Origin of the sequence: Acinetobacter sp. WC-323 (assembly GCF_000314615.1) — a bacterium.
GTDB classification, from domain to species: domain Bacteria; phylum Pseudomonadota; class Gammaproteobacteria; order Pseudomonadales; family Moraxellaceae; genus Acinetobacter; species Acinetobacter courvalinii.
The window spans coordinates 487,159-508,686 of sequence record NZ_AMZS01000035.1; the positions used below are offsets into that span (position 1 = coordinate 487,159).

18 protein-coding genes are annotated in these 21,528 nt (G+C 40.2%); 12 read left to right on the plus strand and 6 right to left on the minus strand.

Annotated features, from left to right (window positions below; all coding sequences use genetic code 11):
* Positions 1–108 precede the first annotated feature (108 nt).
* Positions 109–2,766 (minus strand): DNA mismatch repair protein MutS, encoded by a 2,658-nt coding sequence (gene mutS / locus ACINWC323_RS10380; protein WP_009511182.1) that lies wholly within the window; start codon positions 2,764–2,766, stop codon positions 109–111.
* Between the two features lie 459 nt (positions 2,767–3,225).
* On the opposite strand from mutS, the gene ACINWC323_RS10375 reads away from it, so the two are divergent.
* From ACINWC323_RS10375 to ACINWC323_RS0118955, 6 genes are all read left to right on the plus strand, one after another.
* Complete coding sequence (locus tag ACINWC323_RS10375; RefSeq protein WP_050560465.1) at positions 3,226–4,074, plus strand: hypothetical protein; 849 nt, start codon at positions 3,226–3,228, stop codon at positions 4,072–4,074.
* A gap of 233 nt (positions 4,075–4,307) precedes the next feature.
* The gene (locus ACINWC323_RS0118950; RefSeq protein ID WP_032881368.1) at positions 4,308–4,592 is read left to right on the plus strand and encodes a hypothetical protein; all 285 of its coding nucleotides are present in this window, start codon (positions 4,308–4,310) and stop codon (positions 4,590–4,592) included.
* A gap of 276 nt (positions 4,593–4,868) precedes the next feature.
* Positions 4,869–4,991 (plus strand): hypothetical protein, encoded by a 123-nt coding sequence (locus ACINWC323_RS20465; protein ID WP_009510815.1) that lies wholly within the window; start codon positions 4,869–4,871, stop codon positions 4,989–4,991.
* Between the two features lies 1 nt (position 4,992).
* The gene (locus ACINWC323_RS20375; RefSeq protein ID WP_009511015.1) at positions 4,993–5,157 is read left to right on the plus strand and encodes a hypothetical protein; all 165 of its coding nucleotides are present in this window, start codon (positions 4,993–4,995) and stop codon (positions 5,155–5,157) included.
* Positions 5,154–5,333, plus strand: coding sequence for an alpha/beta hydrolase fold domain-containing protein (locus ACINWC323_RS20470; RefSeq protein WP_009511276.1), 180 nt, complete (start codon positions 5,154–5,156; stop codon positions 5,331–5,333). The genes ACINWC323_RS20375 and ACINWC323_RS20470 overlap by 4 nt, the downstream gene beginning before the upstream one ends.
* A gap of 4 nt (positions 5,334–5,337) precedes the next feature.
* Complete coding sequence (locus tag ACINWC323_RS0118955; RefSeq protein WP_009511306.1) at positions 5,338–5,970, plus strand: alpha/beta hydrolase; 633 nt, start codon at positions 5,338–5,340, stop codon at positions 5,968–5,970.
* A gap of 112 nt (positions 5,971–6,082) precedes the next feature.
* Here the strand turns inward: ACINWC323_RS0118955 and ACINWC323_RS10370 are convergent, their stop codons facing one another.
* The 3 genes from ACINWC323_RS10370 to ACINWC323_RS10360 all read right to left on the minus strand — a co-directional run bounded on the left by ACINWC323_RS10370 (position 6,083) and on the right by ACINWC323_RS10360 (position 8,719).
* On the minus strand, positions 6,083–6,607 hold the full coding sequence (locus ACINWC323_RS10370) for a chorismate mutase (RefSeq protein ID WP_009510857.1): 525 nt from the start codon (positions 6,605–6,607) through the stop codon (positions 6,083–6,085).
* Positions 6,608–6,680: 73 nt separating this feature from the next.
* Positions 6,681–7,508 carry a class D beta-lactamase gene (gene blaOXA, locus ACINWC323_RS10365; RefSeq protein WP_009510905.1) on the minus strand — a complete coding sequence of 276 codons (828 nt, stop codon included), beginning with the start codon at positions 7,506–7,508 and terminating at the stop codon, positions 6,681–6,683.
* An 827-nt stretch (positions 7,509–8,335) separates the two neighbouring features.
* Positions 8,336–8,719, minus strand: a complete 384-nt coding sequence (locus tag ACINWC323_RS10360) for a DUF1090 domain-containing protein (RefSeq protein ID WP_009511217.1) — start codon at positions 8,717–8,719, stop codon at positions 8,336–8,338.
* A gap of 482 nt (positions 8,720–9,201) precedes the next feature.
* Between ACINWC323_RS10360 and ACINWC323_RS10355 the strand changes: the two genes are divergently transcribed.
* From ACINWC323_RS10355 to ACINWC323_RS10330, 6 genes are all read left to right on the plus strand, one after another.
* A complete protein-coding gene (locus ACINWC323_RS10355) occupies positions 9,202–9,735 on the plus strand; it encodes a fimbrial protein (protein WP_249364860.1) in 534 nt (177 codons plus the stop codon).
* Between the two features lie 52 nt (positions 9,736–9,787).
* Positions 9,788–10,558 carry a fimbrial biogenesis chaperone gene (locus tag ACINWC323_RS10350; protein ID WP_009510833.1) on the plus strand — a complete coding sequence of 257 codons (771 nt, stop codon included), beginning with the start codon at positions 9,788–9,790 and terminating at the stop codon, positions 10,556–10,558.
* Positions 10,559–10,560: 2 nt separating this feature from the next.
* Complete coding sequence (locus tag ACINWC323_RS10345; protein WP_009511026.1) at positions 10,561–13,128, plus strand: fimbria/pilus outer membrane usher protein; 2,568 nt, start codon at positions 10,561–10,563, stop codon at positions 13,126–13,128.
* Positions 13,128–14,225: a fimbrial protein gene (locus ACINWC323_RS10340; RefSeq protein WP_009510965.1), complete on the plus strand. Its 1,098-nt coding sequence runs from the start codon at positions 13,128–13,130 to the stop codon at positions 14,223–14,225. The genes ACINWC323_RS10345 and ACINWC323_RS10340 overlap by 1 nt, the downstream gene beginning before the upstream one ends.
* 1,244 nt (positions 14,226–15,469) lie before the next feature.
* The gene (locus tag ACINWC323_RS10335) at positions 15,470–16,096 is read left to right on the plus strand and encodes a response regulator (RefSeq protein ID WP_009511120.1); all 627 of its coding nucleotides are present in this window, start codon (positions 15,470–15,472) and stop codon (positions 16,094–16,096) included.
* A gap of 8 nt (positions 16,097–16,104) precedes the next feature.
* The gene (locus ACINWC323_RS10330) at positions 16,105–19,710 is read left to right on the plus strand and encodes a transporter substrate-binding domain-containing protein (RefSeq protein ID WP_009511270.1); all 3,606 of its coding nucleotides are present in this window, start codon (positions 16,105–16,107) and stop codon (positions 19,708–19,710) included.
* A gap of 21 nt (positions 19,711–19,731) precedes the next feature.
* On the opposite strand, the gene ACINWC323_RS10325 is transcribed toward ACINWC323_RS10330, so the two are convergent.
* Positions 19,732–19,986, minus strand: coding sequence for a YmdA family protein (locus tag ACINWC323_RS10325; protein WP_009511471.1), 255 nt, complete (start codon positions 19,984–19,986; stop codon positions 19,732–19,734).
* Between the two features lie 613 nt (positions 19,987–20,599).
* The coding region (locus ACINWC323_RS10320) for an IS5 family transposase (protein WP_009509646.1) at positions 20,600–21,528 on the minus strand (929 nt) is incomplete at its 5' end.

Consider the following 21,528-nt stretch of genomic DNA (forward strand, 5'->3'; position numbering starts at 1 on the left):
ATCTAGAAATAACATGATCAGATCAGGCAATGGGTGAGGGATTGTTTGTTTAAACGGTATCTGTGTAAATCAGCTCTAGTATAAATACCAGAGCTGATTGGGGCATAGTTAACTTTCAAGTGTCTGACTGGTCTTGAATAAGGCTTTGAGTTGATACAGCTGTTCCAGTGCCTGACGTGGTGTCAGGTCATCGACATCAATATTTTGTAACAACTCTAAGGCCGGTGATTTTGCTTCAACCTCAACAATTTTCTCAATCACCTGCGTTTCGATTTCATGCTCAACGGAACTGAATAAGTCATTCTGAACGCTACTAGGCAAATGCTGATGCTGTTGCTTTTCCAGAATTTTTAGACGTTTCTGGGCTTCCTTGATTACGCTTGCAGGAATCCCGGCCAGTTTCGCAACCTGTAAACCATGACTTTGGCTGGCTGGGCCATGCTGGACTTTATGCAGCAAAATCAAATTGCCATTCAGTTCTTGTGCGGTGACATGGTAATTATCAATGCCTGCTTCGCTACCCAGTTCAGTCAGCTCAAAATAGTGGGTCGCAAACAGACACAAACATTTTACCCGTTTGGTTAAGTCAACCACACAGGCCCAAGCCAGAGAAAGGCCATCATAGGTACTGGTTCCACGACCGACCTCGTCCATCAGCACTAAAGACTGGCTGGTGGCATGATGCAGGATCTGTGAGGTTTCGGTCATTTCAACCATAAAGGTCGATTTACCTGTCGATAAATCATCCGCTGAGCCGATACGGGTAAAGATACGGTCAATTGAACCCAGCTTTGCAGCTTTGGCCGGAACAAAGCTGCCACAGTAAGCAAGCAGGCTGATCAAGGCTGTCTGACGCATAAAGGTCGATTTACCGCCCATATTTGGACCGGTAATGATCGCCATACGATGCTGTGGATCAAGGAAAGTATCATTCGGCGTAAACGGGGCTTTATGTAATGCTTCGACCACAGGATGGCGACCAGCCTGAATCTTGATGCAGGTTTCAGCGGTAAATTCTGGTCTTGCCCAACTGTTTAATCTGGCCTGATGGGCAAAGTTTGCCAATACATCAATATGTGCAATCGCGGCACTCATCATTTGCAAATGCGCAATATTCTGACGCAATTCATCAAGCAATGATTCAAATAAAAGCTTTTCACGGGCGAGGGCGCGCGACTCACTTGAAAGCACTTTATCTTCAAAGCCTTTCAGTTCTGGTGTAATGTAACGTTCCGCATTTTTCAGGGTTTGGCGACGAATATAATCGGCAGGCGCTTGTTCAGCTTGCGCACGTGTCAATTCGATATAATAGCCGCTAACCCGGTTATAACCGATTTTCAGAGTATTGATGCCGGTACGTTCACGTTCTTTAATTTCTAAATCAATCAGGAACTGGCCTGCATGATCACGAATTTTTCGTAATTCATCCAGTTCATCATCATAGCCTTCAGCAATGACATTGCCGTCACGTAATAGCACCGGTGGATTTTCAACAATCGCAGCCATCAAGTGCTGATGTAGGCTCTTAAAATCACCCAGCTCTTGGTCAAGCTGTGTTAGCAGTTTAGATTGCTGGGCTTTTAATACAGGCGCCAAGGCATGACGCAAGAACGGAATCTGTGCACAGGCATGACGGAGTTGTACCAGATCACGGGGACGAGCACTGCCTAAGGCAACACGGCTGAGCACACGTTCAATATCACCAATTTCTTTCAGTACCAGCCGAACAGGGGCTTCATGAAAGCCTTTTAATAATTGTTCAGTCGCATCAAGACGTGCATCCAATATGGCTGTGTCACGGATCGGTTGCATCAAGGTTCGGCTCAGCAAACGTCCGCCCATCGCGGTTTGGCAATCATTGATGAGCTGAAACAGTGAAGTGCCATGTTCAAATAACGGCTCAATAATCTCCAGATTGCGGCGCGTAATCGGATCAAGTGCAATAAAATCAGTACTTTGCTCAATCTGGATGGAGCGGATATGCGGTAACGCGGTTTTTTGGGTTTCTTTTGCGTAGTGAATCAGGGCAGCAGCGGCAGCTCTGGCAAGCGGGAATGGATCAAGTCCAAATCCAGATAATGTCGATACTGAAAATTGGTCACATAAGGTTTTTTGCGCATTATTTAAATTGAAGTCGACATTCGGACGTTTGGCAATCGGGCAGTCTAGATTTTTCTTGATCTGTTCAATAATATTTTGGTCAATCAGATCTTCATCAATCAGGATTTCGCTCGGCATTAAACGTGCCAGTTCAATTGCCAGTTGCTCTGGCTTATAGTCCTGCTGCTGGACTTTAAAAATACCAGCACTGAGATCAAGTAAAGCCAGACCGATCTGATTTTGCTGAATACACAGCGCCACCAGATTTGAAGATTGATAACTGCCCAGCAGGGCATCATCGGTCAAGGTCCCAGGCGTCAAAATACGGACAACTTTACGCTCAACAGGCCCTTTTCCAGTGACCTCACCGACTTGTTCGCAGATCGCAACCGTACGGCCAGCTTTGACTAAACGCGCTAGATAACCTTCTGCTGAATGATACGGAACCCCCGCCATCGGAATCGGTTGACCGCTGGCCTTACCACGATGAGTTAAGGTAATTCCTAACAGTTTGGCGGCCAAGTGAGCATCTTCAAAGAAAAGCTCGTAAAAATCTCCCATACGATAGAACAGCAAAGCATGTTGATAGTCTGTTTTGACTTTGAGGTACTGCTGCATCATAGGTGTATGAGAATCTAGGTCAGCCATGATTTCAGCGCTGTTCATTCGTTTTAAATCCTTGAAACTTAAAAATTAGTTAAATCTGATCTGGATGGTGAGCGTGATCATTCATCCTCATTATTCTGTGCAAATCTGACCGAATTGCTTAAAAAAGTATAGCTTTTTTATGTCACATGACGTTAAACGCATATGAGGTGAGATTGAATGTGCACATAGCTCATCTTAACAAATCCATCGAAATTCACAAAAAGGATTGCCAAGCGGAATGCAGAAATAAACAGCAAAAGAGAATGGCTCTCTGCTCATACAATAAATAACAACGAGTTAGGATAAGGTAATAGCAGAGCTAAATGCACCCTACATAGACTTAAAGTTATTGAGAGACAGCAGAAGCAATTTTTTGTTAATTTTGATAACTGAAATGATATCTATTACATCTTAATATTTCTTGAGTGATAGCATCTATACATACCGCTGATATTAGCTAAAGCATTGTGTGAAAAAATGATGAGTCTAGATTGGATGCTTCAAAGCAATGAAATTTCTACCACAATAAATACTGCTGAATGGATTCCGTTAAAAGCGTCTAAAAATGATGAAAATGGAAATATTGAAAAATCGGGTTATCGCGCTGATTTCTTCTCATGTAGTTCAATGGCTTTTTTTTCAGAAAAACGTTGTCTTGCAGAACAATTAACCTGGAGAGAGCTAGGTTGTAGTCATGAGTTCCTACCCTCAATAGATAAAGATGGCCATTATTCTTGTATCGAAAACTTTGAAATAAATGGTAAGGAGGTTACGGGAGTCTATCTGGTTTTTGATCATCCTCAGCCTATGACTGGAGAGAGGACGTGGAACTTAAATCCTGATCTTATTATTGCTTTAAGATTGGTCAAACAGGGGAATAACTGGGTAAGACCAGAGGAAGAATTTGCTGTAGTGGCCCGCGAAGAATTTGATAAACAGGGCAACCATATTTTGATTGAGATAAAAAGAGAATTTTTGCTTGCGTATCTGGCTGCTAGAAAACTTTCACTTCGCCTGTATTATTGCTATCAAAGAGTGGAAAATGTTATCTCATTGAAAGATAGTCCGTACAAAACTCAGGTGAGTAGAGTAGAGCAGCAAAACGGTGGAGAGTTTGAGTTAGCGATTAGAAAACTAGATGATGTTTTTAATGGTCGCTGGATCTTGTATAGCGTTGAGCAGGAACTGCTAGATAATAAAAATAGTGTTGCTGAGTGCAATGATATATCTATCGGCTATAAAGGTATTCGCGTAGATAGCGTATTTAGAAGAGATGAATGGATTGAGCAACAGGAGAGAGGCAACCAGAACAAAGAGAGCCTATAAGTATTAGTTTTAAAAAGGGAAAGGTAATAATTAACGATCACTTTATTTCTTATAAATTTTAATAATTCTATTGGCTGATGTAATCCTTGTACTACTTCATTCGCAGGCTGCTTCTACAAAATTGATATCTTTGGATGATATCTGTTCTAAATTTTTTTATTCACAATATTTGCAGTAGATAGGTGGTAGATGAGTGTTTTTTAAAGATTACTGAATCGTCTAGAGGGTTGATCATGAAAAAATGGGTCTGCAAAAATTGTGGGTTATACCGGAAAGTTAATCCTAATAATATAAAAGTGGGACAACGTGTTTATTTTTATAAAAAGAAAAAATGCGCGGAACAGACATCTGTTCAAATTAATGAAGAGCCGATTAAGGGTGTTGTGTTAAGAAAAGAAAATGGGCTTATATCTGTTTTGACCAATAAAGGCATCTCTAAGGTCAACGATAAAGATCTCTACCTTGAGAGTGCTCCCGTCAATTTTGTGTATAACATGTTTGGTGTCTGTGAATGTTAATTTAAGGCTATGGATTAGCTGTTATGCGTTATTACTTCAAGGGGATAAGCTTTTTATTCCCTTTTTTTATTGGGCTGTTTGCTAGTTTGAAGAGCTCGTATCTTTCTACTTAATCAGTTGCGTTGTAGTCAACTCCCTACGAAAAAAACGTTTTTAAAAGTAAATCTATAAAGATTTTTCTTATATTTATCTTGGGTCTAGAGATCTATTTTAATTAGGTCGATATTGCCGATAGGACATCGATAAAGATCATATTTCAACATGGAATGGCTAAGAATGATGAAACGTATTTCTCAATCAAGAAATCTATTGATAGAAGCGACTGGTTTACAAGTAAAGATCAGTCAGGCAATCAGCTTAGGTTTGCAAAATCCTACAGCAAATAAAGGAGGGGAGTAATATGAGAAAGTTATTGGTTTTAGTCGCTTCGACATTTTTCGCATCTGCTCTATCTGCTCAAGAGATTATTCAGCCTTTACTCATTACAGGTATGAAAATGTTTATGGATGTATTAAGTTCTGGAAAAAGTAAGCCCATAGAGAAGATGGAACTTCAAGAGGCATGAGAGATAATCCTTGGGGCCCAAAAAATAAGATGATTATCGTCGGTAGACAAGAGCCTAAGCTTAAAATTTTCAAACCGGTGGATGCCAAAGGTATTCTTCATGTATTTATGTTTTTCCATGGCGGTGGTTGGGTTCTAGGAGATTTTAATACCCATGAACGTTTGATTCGGGAATGAGTCTATGACAAATACGACAGCTGTATATGTTGACTATACGCCTGCGTCAGAAGTGAATTTTCCTGTCGCAATTAATCAGGCATTCGAGGCGACCAAATGGGTAAGTCAGCAAGGTAAAGAGATAGGGGTAGATGGTCAACGTCTGGCCTTGGTGGGGAATAGTGTCGGCGGTAACATGGTGGCTGCTGTGGCATTACAAGCCAAGCAGTTTAATGGCCCAAAAATTCGTTATAACGTGATGCTCTGGCCAGTAACCAATGCTGATTTTGACAATGCATCTTATAACCAATATGAGAATGGATATTTTCTAACAAAGAATATGATGAAATGGTTCTGGGATCACTACACCACCAACACGAAAGATCGTAACAATATCCTTGCCTCACCGCTTAGAGCCAGTAAGGAACAGCTCAAAGCTTCCCCTCCTACTTTGATTCAAACGGCAGAATTGGATGTATTACGAGATGAAGGCGAGGCCTTTGGTCGTAAGCTGGATGAGGCCGGAGTTCCGGTCACGGTAACGCGTTACAATGGCGTTATTCATGATTTTGGCCTTTTGAATCCACTCAGTCATGAGCCTGCCGTTAAAGTTGCTTTAGCACAGGCAGGAACGGAACTGCGTAAACATTTAAAATAGTTTTTCCTGGCTGCGTCAGCAGAGAAGCACGACCTGTAATCGTGCTTCTTCTATTCATTTTGGTTTGGAGAGTAGAATCTTGGTAGGTGGAGAAATATTTTTGACAGCACAACTACTTCAAACGGATCTGGCTTAAAGTCCTGAGTAACAGCGATTTATCAGCCTGGCTTAAATTCTGTTGATTTAAAAAATTCATATATGATTCATCTGAATAATGATTCAGATTGCCTTTTTTATATAGTTCATCTGCAATGCTATCTATAATCTCAGAAGACAGTTTCGATATATTGGTACGAACCCGATTTAGCTCTTCTGGCTGCCAGTTCTCTTCTGGTTGTGCCAGCCAATCTGCACGATAACGATATTGAATTGCTTTTGCGGCATCCATTTGAGCGATAATAAAAGCTCGTATCGAAGATGCTTCAATTCCTCGCTCTGCGGCCTGATTTAAAGTTGCTTCAAGAACTTTTTCTTCTTGAGACAAGTCTTCTATAGCTTGATGGTGAATGGCTTTATTACCTGCAACATCTTTCATCAAGGACAGGCGTTGATTGATTAAACTAACCAATTGATGATCCATCGCTTGCGTAAAGCCAGAACAACATAGACAAGTAATCAAGAGTAGGGCTTTCAACATAAGTTAATCCAAACTGATGTTATTTAAGCTTAAAGTACAACATCAGCTTTTCCTGAGATTGAGTTTATAGAAATTATAAGATACCAAGCAGCTCTAGAACTTTATAGGTTACTTGATTGCGAATCGTGTAAGGGAGGTCTGGCTGAATTTCCATATTTAAAGAAAATGCAATTTTATCGCCATTGGGCTGTTCAACCCAGCCCGTTAACCAGCCAACCTGTGTATCTCCATCTTTTCCCAATCCAGTTTTACCATAGATCTTTTTACCATTGCGCCGTTCTATAAACGCCATTTTTTGCACTTCATCTTGTACTGCTGGCTTAAAGGGTAAAGTTTTATACGCAAGTCGATATGCAAAATTTGCCTCCTGGATCGGAGTAACTGTTAAGGGACCCACCAGCCAAAAATCATCGACTTTATTGCCAATATCCGTATTGCCAAAATTTGCAAGTTGCACTCCATTTTGCATCAACTCCAGGCCAATACGGCGTGCCAGTTCTTGATATAAAGGCACATTGGAAACTTTCATTCCTTCGCCCAGTGTCATGTCTTTTTCCCATGCTGGCAGACTTTTTTTCTGGCCATCCCATTTAAAAATTTCTGTAGGGGTGACTTTGTTGTTTTCCAGACCAATTAAAGCATTCAGTAGCTTAAACGTAGAGGCGGGTACATAGGCCGTTTCTGCCCGGTTTAAATTATTGCCATAGACCAAAATCTTCTCTTTATCCTGAATGATAATGACGCCATGGGTACGGGTTTCATCAAATATCTTCTGGATAGTTCTCCCTGTGTTCTGCTCTATCTGCATCTGTTGTTCTGAATGGCTATACTGAGGCACGGTAAAAGCTGCCACTAATAAAGTTGCTGCAGATAACATGGATAACAGAAATTTCTTTTGCATAACAATGAGCCTGATACGATTAAATTTGATGAAGAGCTTCCAAAACGCTGTTGATCAATGGAGCTAAGCTAACTGTCAAGTTTACTTGGAGTTATAATCAGAAAAGGATGATTCAAGCGTTATATATTCCTGACAATCCTGTAGGGCGGCAACGACTTGAGCGTAATATAAGATGGGAAATATAAAAAAGTATTTTGAATATTAAAGAACTGTAAAGAATCCGGGTAACTAAAATTGACTGCTTAGCTGCCCGGTTATTTTAATTCAGGATTTATTTTGTTTTTTAGGTTTGTCGATATTCAGAAAATAATAATAAATAAAAATATTAAATAGTACCCATAGTGTTATACACGCGACGATAAATATCATATACAAGGAAAATTCCATATTGCCCTCTTAATCCTTTGAGAAATCTGCTATTGTCATGGTGAAGATTGATTATGGCAGAATGCTTTTTAATGTAGTGTCCCCGAAAGATGATCCTGATGTCATATTTGGATGAATGATAGATAAGATGAATAAGGTGATATTAAATTAAAATAGTCTGGCATTAAGCCAATATTATCGTTATATAAAATGAAAAAAACCCCGTGAGAAAAACGGGGTAAAAAAAAGTAGGAGGGGAAGTCCTACTTAAAAGGAGAGAAAATGAACCAGAAAGTATAGGATATTTGGGAAATATACTTTCTGATTCATTACTCAACATGGTGCCAAATTGGATAGTTCTTGCCTAGCAGCGAAAGATGATAGAGATGACATCTTTATATGGTGTCGGTGTAGTAAAAGGATGACATCAACCTTTAAAGGGTTTGAAAAAGTCCATAGTTTTAGCGTTCTAGCTCGTTTCTGGCTTGCTTGAGTTCATCTTGTGCTTTGCTAAGTTTGTTTTGTTTTTTCAGTATTTTACTCTGATCCCCCTGAGCAAGTTGCTGTTGAAGTTCCACTTTTAATTTTTCGACTTTCCTTTGTTTTTCTAAGACTTTCTGCGTTCTTTGCGCTTTTAGGTCCGCATCATCACAGTTGTTTATATTCTGGTGAAGTGCATTTTCCAGACCTTGTATTTCATGCTTATTTCCTCTCAACATTGCATGTTTGAGTTGTATTTCAATATTACGTTTTTTGGCAGTACATCCTTTTAACGGATCGGTATTTGCATAGGTCGGTGAGCAGAACAGGGTTAAAGCAATAATTGATAAGTTGAGTTTTTTCATTAAGAGATGATTCCGTAAATAAGAATGAATAAATGGATTTTGTTTTTGTATAATAATTTTTATCTGATTTTAAGAAAAGGTTTACAATAATTTTTTGTTCTTAATAATGTTTTATTTTTATAAGGATTTTTTGTTTTATTAATTTGCTAAATTTGCTGTAAAAATAATGGAAAATCATTTGTTTGTATTGATTTTATAATTTCTTATTTTTTTTGTTTTTAATGTAAAAAACTTTTTTGTAGGGTGTGAATTACACATTAAATGTTTAAGCCTTACATTGGAATCATAGTCATATGGCATAGATTAAATGAAAGCTCAGGAATAATCCTCCTACACATATGCATTCAGCAGGTCATCGTTACAGGATAAACGTCGTGTTAATTATTGCGATCAATCTGTGGAGTGATTATTAAGTGTAATTTTAGTTTTTTAAACGAGAGGAATCTGAAATGAAAAAATTAAACTTAGGTCTTGCAGTATTGATGCTTGGTGCCGTATCAACCGCATTTGCTGAACCAACTGGAACCATCAACTTTACCGGTACATTGGTAGATGGTACCTGCGATGCCACTGTTAATGGTGGTGCAGCTAATGGTTCGTTAACTTTACCGACCATGAATATTGCTTCATTAGCAAATGCAGATGAGGTCGCAGGTGATACGCCATTTACCATCAGGTTAACCGGAGCGGGTTGTAGTGCTACGGTTGGGGGGGCGACAAAGATTGCCACGCCTTATTTTGAGGCAGAATCGACCAAAGTAAATACTGAAGGCCGATTAATTAATAAGGCTTCTACCGATAAAGCAGATAAAGTCGATATTCAATTAGTGAATAGTAATAAAACAGTAATTGATCTGAATGAACCGGCAAATACACAAATCACAACGACTAGAGTAGTAGACCCGAAAGATACAAACACTGCAGACTATAAATATTTTGCCCGTTACTACGCGACAGATACAACTGTAAAGGGAAATGTTGAAGCTTCTGTACGTTATAGCATTTTCTATAAATAATTATTTTATTTGCCTTGCGTGTTGAAGTCTGTTGAATTGGTGGAGTAAAGATATGTCTAAGTATTTTCAGGTGTGTAAATTGGCAACAGTGTTGATGTGTTGTTTGGCATCATCCAGTTTTGCAGGTGTAACAATTACCGGTACACGTATCATATTTCCTGCCAGTCAGCAGACTACAACAGTGCAGTTAACTAACTCGTCAGACAAGCCTGCCATGATTCAGGCCTGGCTGGACAATGGTGATCCGAAGATCATTCCTGAAGCGGGAGAAGTACCATTTATTTTAACGCCACCGCTAACCAGGATTGAAGCAAGAAAAGGTCAAATGATCCGTCTGATTCAGAAAGATACCAAAACGTTACCTCAGGATCGGGAAAGTGTGTACTGGTTTAATATCCTGGATATTCCAGCCACTGTTCAGCAGCAAGAAAATCAGGCAGCCAATAAGTTAATGGTATCTATCCGTACCCGGATCAAGCTGTTTTATCGTCCTGAAAAACTCGACATAACCCAGCAAAAAGCATTTTCATCTTTGCGTTTTCAATACGATACAGCCACCAAAGCGATCAAAATTTATAATCCTTCACCTTACTATATCAATTTTGAGCATGTCGATTTCAAAAATGCCAAACAACAGTTCGCCTATAACGAACCGTTGATGGTAGCACCGTTTGCGATGGAGACCATCAAACCCAAGCTCAATTTTCATCCAACCCAAGCCAGTTATCTGTTGATTAATGACTATGGCGGCAGTGTTGCGCATACAGCTGATTTAAGCACAGCTACGCCAGCATCATTTGTTTCTTCAACCCAAGAGAATTAATCATGAGACTGGTGTTAAAGTCGAGTGTGGTGTTTTTCTTGCTTGCAAAATATTGTTATGCGGCACAACATGAAGTACAGACCGAACAACTACAGGCTAAAGCTGTACCGTCTGAACGCCTTTATAGTTTTGATGCGCGGTCCTTGTTTGGTCGCCAGAATCAGGATATCGATTTAAATTTTTTCAGACAAAGCAACGGCGTGGCAGTTGGGACTTATTCATTCAATACCTCGATCAATCATGAGCGTTCATTAGGTACCCTGAATTTAAAGTTTGATCATCTCGATGCCAATCTGACCGCAGTGCTATGTATTGATGAGCAATTATTGCAACGACTAGATTTACGTCCTGAAATTTTAGAGAAATTGCCTAAAAAAGACTGTCTGGTGATTAAAGACCTGAGTCCAGATGCATATTATGATCTGGATATGGCGGAGTTGATGCTAAATCTGTCTTTACCGCTAACGATTATTAACCAGCGCCCACGTGGATATATTGCTCCTGATGCCTATGATCAGGGGGTAAGCTCTGCATTTATCGGTTACGATTTTAATCGATATACCAATAAGACCGAAGGTGCAAAAGAAACGACAAACAATTATTTGAGTCTGAGTGGGGGGCTTAATCTTGCCCGGTTTAATGTGCGTCATGCGGGGAGTTTTGAATCCAATGGTTCGGATCTGTCCCGTTATCGTTCCTATCTCAACACCATCTCGACCGATGTAATCCCACTCAATGCACGTGTTACCGCAGGGGAGTTTAATACCCAGGCGTATGGGTTAAGTTCTGCCAAAATTCGTGGTCTGCAACTGGCGACCGATCTAAATATGCTACCGTGGTCACAGCGTAATTATGCGCCGGTCATTCGCAGTATTGCCAATACCAATGCCTTGGTTTCGGTATTCCAGAACGGGCAAAAAATCTATGAACGTACTGTTCCCGCAGGCGAGTTTGAATTTAATGATCTTACGGTGGGAAGTAGTGGTGACTTGACTGTACAAATTACTGAAAACGGCGGAGAAAAACGCAGTTTTATCATGCCTTTACAAAGTAATATGAACCTGATTCGCGCAGGGCAACTAAACTATAGTGTTGCATCTGGTCGCTATCAACTTGGAAATCAACTGTCAGATACCTATGTAGGGCAGCTTAGTAGTGAATATGGGGTTAATAACTATCTAAGTTTGTATACCGGAGCAAATATCAGTGATCGTTATCAAAACTATCTACTTGGTTTTGGACATGGTAACCGTCTGGGTGGCTTTCGGTTAGATCTGGAACATTCCAAGGCCAATCTGGCCCAGCATAACCAGATCGGTCAAAAGTACAAACTGGACTATCAATATAACCTTACGGCATCCCAGCTTTCCCTGTATGCCTCGGCGCAATATCAGGACCCGAAATTTCTGACCTTGAACAGCATAATGTCGTTGCAGAATTACGATGAGCTGGATCAGGACCAGCTGGATAATTTCTTTTTATCCTATAATTTAAAACAGCAAATGAGTTTGAGTCTGAATAAAAGTTTTGCTCGGTCAGAACTGGGCGCAGTGTCAGTGAACCTTTTAAAAAGCAATTACTGGAACAGTGACCAGGATATTATCCAGTATGGTTTTTCTTATAATAATCGCTGGAAAAAACTGAGTTATTCACTCGGATATTCGCGCAATGATAAAAAGAACTATCTGGGACAAACAGAAAAAGAGCAGCGCTTTAATCTGAGCCTGTCACTGCCGTTGTCATGGGCCGAACATCGGACCAATATTCAATCGAATGTACAGCATGCCGATACTGCTGGACGTCCGACCAATGCATCTCTAGGTTTTTCTGGCGTTGCCGGTGAATATAATCAAATTGGCTATGCGATCAATACCAGCCACAACTGGAATGATTTTACCGAGCGTAACTCTTCCATTTCAGCCAATCTGAACTATAACCTGCCTTCTATACAGTTAGGGGCGGTTGTTGGAAAAAGCAATACACAAAGCCAGTATGGATTTAATGCCCGAGGTGCCTTGGTTGCCCATCCACACGGCATTACCGCGACCAATCAAATCTCCGATACCTATACCATCATTCATGCCAAGGGTGCCAAAGGTGCTAGCGTCATGAATGCATGGGGTACAAAGCTGGATTATTGGGGTAATGCAATTTATGCCAATCTCACTCCGTATGCCAGTAATCGCATTGCGATTGATATCAAGGATCTAGAGCTGGATGTCAATATTAAAGCAAACCAGTCCGAAGTAATACCACGACGCTTTAGCTCGACTTTGGTTAAATTTGATGTCGAAAAAACCTCAAATATTTTACTCGAGGTGACTGTCCCTGATGGTAATAAACAGATTCCGATTGGGGTACAGGCCATAACCGAAGGTGGACAGGTTGCAGGAATGTTTGGTCAGTCTAATCAGCTATTTATTGAAAATGCTGGACTGCTCAAAGAGCAACTGTGGGTACAGTGGGGTACGCAAGAACAGCAACGCTGTGTTATCGAACTACCGCATAAACAAATGTCTGAGCAAAAGCAGCCTAAAAGCGTGCAGCTGCTTGCTGTGGAGTGTAAGTAATGAAGTTTAAAACTATCTTTTTTTTAGTATGGATTACTTTTCAAACGATATCTGCTTATGCTGTTGAATCTTATTCGTGTAATTATAATCCTAATAATAATTTAGTTGCAGGAAGTAGCTATGGAACCCTTTTTAGTATGAGTAATAGTCAGGGGATAGCGAGTTTCGCTCGAGTGTTGAAGAGTCCGGAATTGAATAAATGTGATGATGCAGCACCAGGACCAGTATCTGTGGGGGATTTAAATATGAGGGAATTAAGGTTTAGATTTAATGAAAGTGCGAATATTGATTTTAGCTGGTCTGTCACTTCAGAGGGAAAAACTTATTATGGATTGAAAGGAACCGGCTCAGAGTTTTTAAATAAATATGGTTATATTTATTTTAAGATAGCACGTGAAGATGGAGCAAACTCTTCACCGGTCCAATCTTCAACCCATATATTTCAAGGACTTTCAGCCCTTAATCAGGGCATTCAGGTGGATTCAATTCACATTGGCTTTTTTCATTCATCAGGGGCACCGATCTCTGGTCCTAAAGAAGAAATTAATAATATTTCAATCGATTTAGGGCTATTAATGTCATCCCTTTTTGTTAATTGGTCTAATCCAGATGGATATATAGTCCTATCTGGTAGTCAAAAAGCGTATATCACTTTAAATATCAAACCATCGCTGGCCGAGAGTTGTTCGGTGAACAGTCAAACCGTGCAGCTACCGGAGGTCCCCGCTGGAAATTTAAAATCAGCAGGTGAGGAGATCGGTGGGGTCAGTTTTAATGTCACTGTCCGTTGTGGTTCTGCTGATGCTGGTAAGCAGCTGATGTATACCATGATGGATAACAATGCACCATTGAATGTGCGTTCAGATGTGCTGACCAATACCGTGCCTGAAACCAAAAATGTAGGTGTTGCTGTTTATGATGACAATGGTGCAAGGGTCATCACTCATAATACGACGGGAGTATTGGGAATATTGCCGGGCGGAGTCAATCCCTCAGTATCGAAAAGGTTTCTGGCCCGTTACCACAAGCTGGATAATTTACCGGTTAAACCGGGGGTGTTAAATGCACAAGCAACCATACTGGTTAATTATAAATAAACTGGATAAGACGGCCTAAGCCGCTATAACCCGCAACCCGTTTTAAATCAAAGGCATCACAGGATGCCTTTTTCATTACTAAAGAACGTATCTCTTTTAGCCGCTCTTAAAAACACCGATGTAGTCTATTGACTACAAAAACTTCATATTGTCCCTACCATTAAATCTTGTTTGAATGACAGTATCCGCGGTTTGAACCTAAGATAATTTTATTGATGAAGCTATCAATAAATCAAGGTGATTGAATGTTAAATCGAGGTTCAGGCTGGATACTCGCCGTTGTATTTTTACTGTCAAGTATTGCAGCATGGACTGAACTTTTGAGCATTTCAGCTGCGATTTTGCTAGTGGTATTGATGATAATGGCGGTGTTAGCGATACAGTATGAACCGCAATCCTGTGACAGGCTCAGGGTGTTTTAACTAAAATAGAAGCTGAAAATGATTGCTCGGAGTGACGTTTGATTGTTGCGAGTAATAGAGGAAGAGATTAATGGATCTAATAAAATTCCTGAAAAGTTTTTGTAATATCGATACATGTTTATGTCTGGCAACAGCTTTATTGATCTTCCTGAGCGTTTATTTTTATATTCTTGTTGCCTATGACTGATTCTAGCCCAAATCTTTTTGTATGTAACCTCAGCTATTCCTGCCTCATATTAAATATATTTTTTTAGAATATCCTTCTATTTCATAATGATAGTTTTATTTTAGTCTTCCTGCTTGTTGAAAATTTTAATGAGATATGGAAAAGCATAAAAAAGCCCCCAAAATATTGCTATGGGGGGCAGTTTATAGGGCTTGGTGAACCCTATAAAACCAGTAATGTTACTGATATGCTTAAGATGAAGAGTGACTTTAATCTGAAATATACATACAGGCGGGTACAAGTTGATATTTCAGGGCTAAGAGATAAAAAAGACAAATAACGACAATAGCAATAACCAGCCATGAAATAATATTCGCCAGATTTAAAACAAAGCGGGCGAGGTAATCCTGATGTTCGATATTTTTGTTCATAAACTAGGCTTGTGTGCTAACAATCTATGTTAGAAAGAATTATGAACTGCTTTATTTTTATTCGATATCAGATAAACCTGATTTAAAAGTAGTGTTAAAATGACGGAGATATAGTAGATCGACTATAACCTTGAATTGTGGGATGTAGTAGGCTTGGTATTATAATATATAAATAGTTACTCATCGATTTATGTCGGGTTGACGGGACTTATTTTAAGGAACGATATGCGAAACGCTTTAATTGTAGATGACCATCCAGTTGCCCGTATGGCAGTTCGAATGCTTCTTGAAAAAGAAGGTATGACCGTTATTGCAGAAGCTGGCGATGGACTGGAAGCAATGTCACTGATAAAGCAACTCGTTCCTGATTTAGTGGTAATTGATATTGATATTCCATCCATGAATGGAATCGATGTGGTGCAACGCTTACGCAAGAATGACTATAAAGGTGGCATGCTGGTGTTGAGTGGTAAAGATGACGATCATTACATCAAGCGCTGCGCCAGTGCCGGTGCCGATGGTTTTATTAGTAAAAAAAATCAGCTTACAGAACTGCATGATGCAATCCGCGTGCTGAGAAGTGGCTATGGTTATTTTCCACGTAGTCTTGCGCGTTATGAAGCCGCAACCAACAACTCGATTGGTGACAAAGAGAGAATTGCGGGACTTTCAGCCAAAGAGTTACAAGTCTTAAATTTTTTGGCCAAAGGTGAGAAAGTCATTGATATTGCAACGCTGATGCATATCAGTGACAAGACAGTCAGTACTTATAAACGCCGTTTGATGGAAAAGCTGGAATTAAAAAATATGATGGAACTATATGACTTTGTTCAAAGAAATAATTTAGGTTAAGTATGCTTATGCCTAAGCGCTGGTTCTTCGGTTGCATTCTGTCTTATTTGATGGTGGGCAGTACATGGGCACAAAATCCTCAATCCATGAATATTTTCAGTCGGGAACCACTGCCTCAGGTTAAATTTGAATTATCAGACAGTGACTGGCACTGGTTAGGTAGAAAAAGAGAAATTTCGGTTGCAGTTTATGCCCCTGAAAAACCCCCTTTTGATTTGGTGACGGAATCTGGTGTATGGGAGGGTATTGCTGCTGATTACAGCCTTTTGGTTGCGTATTCATTAGGTTTACGGATCAAGGTGTTACGTTATGCAGATAGAACTGCTGCGCTAAAAGGCCTTGAACAAGGGCAGGTCGATATGTTTATCGACTATGGTAATAAAAATTTTAAACAAGCGGATCATCTGATCACGAGTCAGCCATTTAATCCCTCTTATATTGCTTTTGTAAGCCGTAATATGCCTTTGGCCTCGGCCTTAACAGACAGCACAGATGTAAAAATAGCAATGCCGCAAGGTTATTTGAGCGATGACTGGGTAAAAACATATTATCCCAAAGCAAAAATAACCCGTTATGCATTTGCCCCAGTTGCCTTATCCTCTGTGGCCTTTGGTGAAAATGATTATTTCATTGGGAATCTTACCGAAACCAGTTTTCTGATTGAGCGTAATTACGCCAATTTACTGTCCATTACCGATGTGGTGTCGACAGACCAGATTACGGGGCCTCATTTCGTATTTCGAGAACAAGATCAGCCGCTTCAGCACGTTGTAAATACCGTTTTAAAGGCAGTGACACTGGTTCAGCATAAAGCCATTACCAGTCAGTGGAGTCAGGCCGAAGCATTATGGAAATCTCAGCCTTCATTTACTTTAACGGCGAAAGAGCAGCGTTGGTTAGAGCAGAACCCTGAAATACGGGTGGTGATTAATCCTTTATATGCACCCTTTACCATGTTTGATGAAAATGGGCAGTTTTATGGTGTTGGGGCAGATCTATTACGCTTGATTCACTTAAGAACCGGTTTAAATTTCAAAGTGATCGAAGCGACATCCGTTGCAGATATGTTTGAACTGGTGAAACAGAAAAAGGCTGATTTTATTGCTGCGATGAGTTATAGCGATGAGCGGGACAAGCAGTTAATCTTTACACGGCCTTATGTGCATCCACCCTTTGTATTGATTGTAAATAATAGTGCCACAGCCCCAACGTCACTCTCTGAAATTAAAACCTTAGCCATCACTTCTGATAATTCTTTATGGCAGTGGTTAAAAAAAGAATATCCGCAAATTGAATTGGTCAAAGCTGATAATGCCAGTTTGGCCATGCAATGGGTGAAAGAGAATAAAGTTGATGGGGCGGTTCATAACCTGATGGGTGCCAACTACATGATTGATCGCTTTTTTCGGGGCGAACTTAAGATTGCGTCAAGAATAGGCGATGTTCCTTCACAGATGGGCTTTGCTGTACGCCGTGACGAACCGCAACTCTATAGCATATTGAATAAAGCTCTGGCAGACATCTCACCTCGAGATATCTCGATCATTGCCAATAAATGGCAAGGAACGCCGGATGTCAAATTAGATACTTGGACCGTTTATCGTAAAGAGTTTTATTGGTTAGCAGGCATTTTTGTGGCTTTGGTCCTGACCTCTCTATTCTGGAATTATTACTTACGCCAAGAGATTGCCCGACGCAAGAAGACCCAAACACAACTACAAGAACAAATCGTGTTTAGAGAAACATTATTTAATAGTATGCTTGTGCCAGTTTATGTAATTGATCGTGAGGGAAATATCCTTAACCACAATCAGGCATGGACCGATTTTTTTAAGCTGGATGTGACTGATCTGGATAAACAGGCGCTCACTTCATCCACACATCCGTTATATACGATTTATTCCAATTTAAAGGAAATCCTGAATCATCCTCAAGGGCATTCATTCCATAGGCATCGATATACCATAAGTAATGGTGAAGAAGCACGGGTGATTATGCATCAGGCCGTTCCTTATGAGGATATTCATGGCGCAGTCAATGGACTGATCTGCAGCTGGCAAGATATTACCGAGCATGAGTATCTTCTGAGCGAGTTATCTTCAGCCAGAGAGAAAGCGGAACAGACGAACCGTACCAAAAGTACGTTCCTCGCGACAATGAGTCATGAAATCCGTACACCGATCAGTGCCATTATTGGTTTGTTAGAATTGACGGTGACCAATAAAAGCTTTTCCCAAACGGACAGAGAGGCCATCCAGGTTGCTTATGAGTCAGCCCAATCCCTTATGGGACTGGTTGGTGAAATTCTGGATATGGCTAAAATTGAATCTGGTGAGCTTGAACTGGCGCCTAAATGGACGCCTTTTAACGAATTGATTACACCGATCGTGCGCGTATTTGACGGCTTGGCACGTCAGAAAAATCTAACCCTTTATAGCCATATCGATATCTTACATCCCGATGAAATCTTTGTTGATTCCCTACGCTTGCATCAGGTTCTTTCCAATTTTATTAGCAATGCAATCAAATTTACCGAGCAAGGTTCGGTTGACGTGCAGGTGAAATTTCTGAGAAAGAACGAGCACACGGCGGTATTGGAAATGCAGGTTTCCGATACCGGTATTGGAATTGCTGAGAAAGATCAGGAAAAAATATTTGCACCCTACAAACAGTCTGAGGCGGGTAAGCTGCAAACCGGGACTGGCTTAGGGTTAGCGATCTGTTCTCAACTGGTGAAGATGATGGGCGGGGTCATTATCTTGCATAGTGAGTTAGGCAAGGGCACTCATATTACGGTACATATTCCGGTTGAGCATCGTCAGCGAATGCATGAATCGGTTGAGCCGATTGCCGAGGTGATTAAGCAAATTCAGCCATTACATATTCTGGCGGTCGACGATCATCCTGCCAACCGATTGTTGTTGAAGTCTCAGCTTGAACGTTTAGGTCATAAGGTTGTAGAAGCAGAGAATGGAGACCAAGCCTTAAAGCAATGGCAGGAAGATGACTTTGATCTGGTCATTACCGATTGCAATATGCCGATCATGGATGGGATCACCTTAACCCGGCATTTACGCCAAGATCAAACAAGAGCGGTTACAATTTTTGGCCTGACGGCAAATGCTCAACCTGAAGAGAAAGCCCGTTGTCTAGCAGCAGGAATGGATGATTGTTTATTTAAACCCTTACGTTTAACGCAGTTAGAAAGTCTGCTCAATAAGGTCGCCCGTCAGAGTCATCACCCTCTTGAAAATGCATCTTCATTAGAACAGCTTATTGACTTAGATGCATTACAACAACTGGTTCAAGCTGATCAGCAACTATTAGAAAAGTTATTAACCACAACCCGCGATGAAAATATAAAAGATCTTGATCAGGTCAAACAAGCGGTTAAAACGCAGGATACACTGGCTCTAGGCCATTCTTTTCATCGACTGGCAGGTGCAGCTCAAATTATTGGTGCTTTGGAGATTGAAAAGCTTTGTCGTGAATTGCAACAAGCCTGTGAACAGCAAGTCGACTTTCATGAGATTCAGAAATTAACCGACCATCTGATTCAGGTGGTCATGACCTTGAATCAAGCGGTTGATACTTATATTGCAAAAGAAAAATAATTTTTAAATGAGACAACTGGTTTAATGATAAGTAAGTTGCATCACTGCCAGATTTTTATCTTGATCTAAATATTCGAGCTGGGCTTGGGAAAGGATCTCCCTGATTGCTACGGCATCACCATTGTGAAAGCAATCTGGTTTTACCATCTTATGGATTGTAATGACCTGACAACTTGTTTCTTCAATGATTAAACCGGAAAAAGTAATTTCTCCGCTTGAGCTTGCAAAAGCTGGTGTTGCAATCAAATAGCCTAAGGCCAATAAAACTTTTCTCATAATGAAACTTCCTATACACAATCAATAAACACGTTAAATCCAGATCAGAGCATAGTGAAAATAGGATGATGTTTTTATCGGGCTTGTATGAATTTATTGTTGGATTGGATCATCTTTTTGAAGTCTTAGGCTTGGATAGGTGTAGGAAATAGATGACATGTCGATATGCAAAATAATTTTTAATTTTTCTGTATTTTATATTTTATAGCTTGTGGAACTTTAAAAAAAAGAAAACTTCAAAGTGTTTTTAACGGTGGAGCGATATATAAGGCTTAGAAAATTATAGATATTTAAATGTAACTCAAGATTTGATTTTTAGTTGTCTGATGTAGTTTAACCCTTACAGACTTATCAGGATTTTTGTTCAATTTTTAAGTTTTTTGATGATGCTACTTCTCCTCAGAATTATAAATAATGAGGTGGTGAGAAGGAATGGTGCAACATCCAAGTTCCTTAATATTTACGAAGGTATATTAATACTATTCAGAAACTAAGCATGGTAATTCCAAAATTGAGCTATGAAAAGATGGATTTGTAAACAGTGTGGTTTATATCAAAAATGGCTTTGTTGCACAAAGATTTGAAAGGCAAAGCGCCCCTAATTGAGCCAAATTTAAGGCGTAACTTGGGTAAGTGGTCGACCTAATTCCGTAAATCTGTTGAGGACTGCTACACGTGCATGAACCTCATTGACTTGGCTATCAAAGCTCCTTGCACTGAGTTTATCTCTTAATAATTTGATGCAGTGCATTTTAGTCTCAACCAAACTTCGGCGATGATAGCCTGACCATTTTTTCCATAGTGTCCTACCTAAACGTTTAATTGTTCGAAGTAATTCATTTCGCTCTAGCGAGCTACTCTTTGTATCTTTCCATGGTTTCGCATTTTTTCTAGGTGGAATCACCGCATGTGCTTGCCGATCTGCAATGACCTGACGGCATTGCTTGGTGTCATAAGCTCCATCGGTATAAACAGAGTCAATCTGCTCATCTTGTGGAATCTGATTAAGTAAATCACCAAGCACCTGTGAATCACAGACATTATTGGTTGTGAGCTGAATAGCGCGTATTTGTAGGGTTTTGGCATCTATACCAATATGTAGTTTACGCCATTGGCGACGATATTCAGCTCCATGTTTCTTGCGTTTCCATTCGCCCTCACCTAGAAACTTCATCCCTGTAGAGTCTACGAGTAGATGCAGCCCATCGCTACTTTTTTGGTAGCTGATTGCAATATCAATATGCTTTTGTCTTCTACAAAGCGTACTGTAATCTGGTGCGGTCCAATTTAATCCGCAAAGTTTAATCAGACTTTGCACAAAGCCAGTGACCATACGTAAAGATAGACGGAATAAGGATTTAATCATTAAGCAGCATTGGATGGCTGCGTCGGAGTAGGTTTGATTTCGCCCTTGTTTGCCTTTTGATGGAGCATACCATTGCGTAGCAGGATCAAACCAAAGGGCAATATTTCCGCGATTAATGAGTGCTCGGTTATATGCGGGCCAATTGGTTGTGCGGTAGATTTTGTGTGTAGGCTTCT